The organism is Blautia sp. ZXY-1-B12 (assembly GCF_056339915.1).
This window is the reverse complement of sequence record NZ_JBWJVP010000034.1, coordinates 1-3,669: the sequence shown is the minus strand read 5'-3', so window position 1 is coordinate 3,669 and position 3,669 is coordinate 1. Positions and strand designations below refer to the sequence as shown.

The 3,669-nt window shown below is 41.3% G+C and carries 1 protein-coding gene, 2 pseudogenes and 1 riboswitch; all 3 genes and pseudogenes read left to right on the top strand.

Features of this window, described 5'->3' with window-relative positions:
- The first annotated feature begins 147 nt into the window (after window positions 1–147).
- A riboswitch (cobalamin riboswitch) is annotated at window positions 148–324 on the top strand.
- Between the two features lie 201 nt (window positions 325–525).
- A pseudogene (locus tag AC075L_RS03005) lies at window positions 526–1,924 on the top strand (sirohydrochlorin cobaltochelatase).
- Window positions 1,925–2,248: 324 nt separating this feature from the next.
- On the top strand, window positions 2,249–3,268 hold the full coding sequence (locus AC075L_RS03000; protein WP_020993880.1) for a hypothetical protein: 1,020 nt from the start codon (window positions 2,249–2,251) through the stop codon (window positions 3,266–3,268).
- 24 nt (window positions 3,269–3,292) lie between these two features.
- A pseudogene (locus AC075L_RS02995) lies at window positions 3,293–3,669 on the top strand (ABC transporter substrate-binding protein); the annotation flags it as partial.

Sequence of the window (3,669 nt, the reverse complement as noted above, 5' to 3'; positions counted from 1 at the left end):
CAGGCAATCTGGAATGAATTTTGGCTACGTTACTGTGAACGGAGTGAACAGTAACACTAATGCCAAACATTAAAGGAAAATATACACGAATTGTATTGACATTTTTGTTAAAATGTGATAAAAAAAGAATATCCGAATTGAATATGTGCAATGTTATAACGCAAAGGTTGCATCGTACTTGATGTGCAAAAGAGAATCCGGTGAGAATCCGGAGCGATACCGTCACTGTGTATGGGAGCTGCTTTTCAGAAACCACTGGGAAACCGGGAAGGGAGAAACAGCGATGATCGAAGTCAGGAGAACTGCCTTGGCGTAGAATTTAAGGTCTGCGGTATACAGAACCTGTATTCTCATAACGATACATAGCTCTTTTATTAAATGAATCAGACAGAATCGGAAATTACAGATATATCTGGTACATATAAACCATGTATTTATGGGAAAGCGGTAGCTGCAGAATATGCAGTTGCCTTTTTTGTGCATACAATTGTCCGGAAATACGAGAAATAAAAGAGGAAAAACGAAATGAAAAGAAAATCCATGTTAGCCTTATTACTGGCAGTATCCATGACTTGTTCCATGACAGCAGCAACAGGTACAGTTGCTTTTGCATCTGATGATGCAGCAACAGAAGAGGCTGCAGATGACACAGAAGCAGCTGCAGACGATGCAGATGCAGCAGATACAGAGGAAGCATCTGATGATACAACAGAAGCTTCTGATGATGATCAGAAAGCCGCAGACGAAGTTGGTGCCCTGATCGATAAGATTTATGTTCAGGAAAGAACAGACACAACTGACGAAGACTGCAAAGCAGCAAAAGAAGCATGGGACAAACTTACAGATGCTCAGAAAGAACTGGTAACAGGCGAAGAAGCAAGCCCTGAATACTTTGGACGTGACACAGGTGATGCTTCCAAAGATGATCCTCGTAACCAGGATGAGATTGGTGAGAATGAACTTCTTGTAGTAAGTTTTGGTACATCCTTCAACGACAGCCGTGCAGAGGATATCAAAGGAATCGAGGATGCCCCTTGCAAAAGCATATCCGGACTGGTCAGTAAGACGTGCATTTACAGCACAGATCATCATCAACCATGTACAGGCAAGAGATGATGAAGTAATCGATAATATGCAGCAGGCTCTTGACCGTGCAGTAGCTAACGGTGTTAAGAATCTTGTTGTACAGCCGACACATCTGATGCATGGTGCAGAATATGATGAAATGACAGAGGCAATTGATGGATACAAAGACAAATTTGAATCTGTTGCAATTGCAGAGCCAATGCTCGGTGAAGTTGGTGATGACGCTACAGTGATCAATGATGACAAGAAAGCAGTTGCTCAGGCGATCACAGATGAAGCTTGCAAGGAAGCTGGATTTGATGATATGAAAGCAGCAGCAGATGCAGGCACAGCATTTGTATTCATGGGACATGGTACATCCCATACAGCTAACGTAACCTATGACCAGATGCAGACACAGATGGATGATCTTGGATTCACAAACGCTTTCATCGGAACTGTAGAGGGAGAACCGGAAGACACAGCATGTGACAAGGTTATCGAGAAAGTAAAAGAAGCAGGATTCAAGAATGTAATCCTTCGTCCTCTGATGGTTGTTGCCGGAGACCACGCTAACAATGATATGGCTGGTGATGATGCAGATTCCTGGAAATCTCAGTTTGAGGCATCCGGTGATTTCGACAGTGTTGACTGTCAGATCGCAGGTCTTGGAAGAATCGCAGCAGTAGAAGATCTGTATGTGGCTCATACAAAAGCAGCAATTGATTCTCTTGGAGCATCTGACGATGCAGCAGCAGAAGATACTGATGCCAAAGCAACAGATGACAGTGCAGACGATGCACAGGCAGATGACGCAGCTGAGACAACAGCTGATACTGCAGAGGCTGACGCTGAATAAAAAATATTGTTCAAACAAGATAAACTGCCCGGAGAACTTGCAAAAGTTTCCGGGCAGATATATTATATGATAAGAAAAAAAGAAGTCATAGCAATTCCATAAAATACTGCAAACAGTTCGCACGTTTCTGTTCATTCCGTTCACAGTAACGTGCGCACATCTGAGAAAGATCCAGAGGAACTGTCTTAATTGCATTATTTTCTGGAATTACTATAATATATTTGCCATCACCTGTTCAAAAGCCTGTTGCTCTGCAGCAGATGGGTTGAACAGCACGATAGAAAAAACTATAAAAAATATGAAGATAAGGGAGAAGAAATAATCATGAAGAAACGTTCATTTACATTATTAATGTCAGCACTTACTATTTCAGCTACTCTGATCGGTACAAGCCCGGTTGCTGCAAAGACAGATACTGATACGGCAACAGAAGAAACCACTGATAAAGAAGAAACAACTGCAAAAGATGCTGATTCAGAAAACACAGATAATAAAGAAACAGATGCATCCAAGAGTGATACATTAGAGGATGGCACCTACACAGCAGAATTTGATACAGACAGCGGAATGTTCCATGTAAATGAAGCAAACGATGGAAAAGGAACCCTTACAGTAAAGGAGGGCAAGATGACTATCCATGTAAGCCTTGCTTCTAAGAAAATTGTAAACCTTTTCGTCGGAAAGGCAGAAGATGCACAGAAAGACGGGGCAGAGGTTCTTGAGCCAACCACAGATACTGTTACATACAGCGATGGAATGAGTGAGGAAGTATATGGATTTGATATCCCGGTACCCGCAATTGATGAAGAATTCGATGTAGCTTTGATCGGAACAAAAGGAAAATGGTATGACCATAAGGTAAGTGTCAAAAATCCTGTAAAATCTGATGATACAGATGCAAAAAAAGATGATAAAGAAAATAAAGATGCAGATTCCAAAGCAGATGACACAGACAAAGATGCGAAAGACAGTAAGACAAGTGAAGGTAAGACTCTGGCAGATCTGAATCTTGAAGACGGCGACTATACCATGGATGTAACTCTTACAGGCGGTTCAGGAAGAGCAACCATTGATTCTCCTGCAGCCATTAATGTAGAAGGCGATAAAGCTACAGCAACTATCGTATGGAGCAGTCCGAACTATGATTATATGCTTGTGGATGGTGAGAAATATGAGCCGGTTAATAAAGACGGAAACTCCACTTTTGAAATCCCTGTCAGCGTATTTGATGCAGAGATGGAGGTAACAGCAGATACAGTAGCAATGAGTGAGCCTCACGAGATTGACTACACCTTAAATTTTGATTCCACAACTGCCAAAGAAGCAGAAAAAACAGCAAAATAATCACATACAAACAAAGAAACAATTATGAAGATGAAAAACATAATAAAGAAACAGCAAAAAACAATATTTATCGGTTTTATGTCAGTTGCATTATTTATTATCTGTATATGCACTGTCTGTACAGCATACGCAGCAGATAAAGACAATGCAAAAACTCCTGTGGATATCCCGGGACTTACCTATGACCACAGTATGGAACTTTCCTACGCAGAAGAATTCAGCGTAGACTATTACAATGATGGCTATGCTCTGATTACTATCGATCAGGAAGGACAGTTTCTTGTAGTTCCAGAGGGAAAAAAGGCTCCAAAGGGGCTTGAAAAAGATATCACAGTTATTCAACAACCGCTGAACAACATCTATCTGGTAGCAACCTCTGCCATGGATCTTTTCCGCGCAAT

Bases quoted from the DNA above. Each gene is read 5' to 3' on its own strand.
- AC075L_RS03000 (WP_020993880.1), top strand. From the start codon at position 2,249: ATGAAGAAACGTTCATTTACATTATTAATGTCAGCACTTACTATTTCA.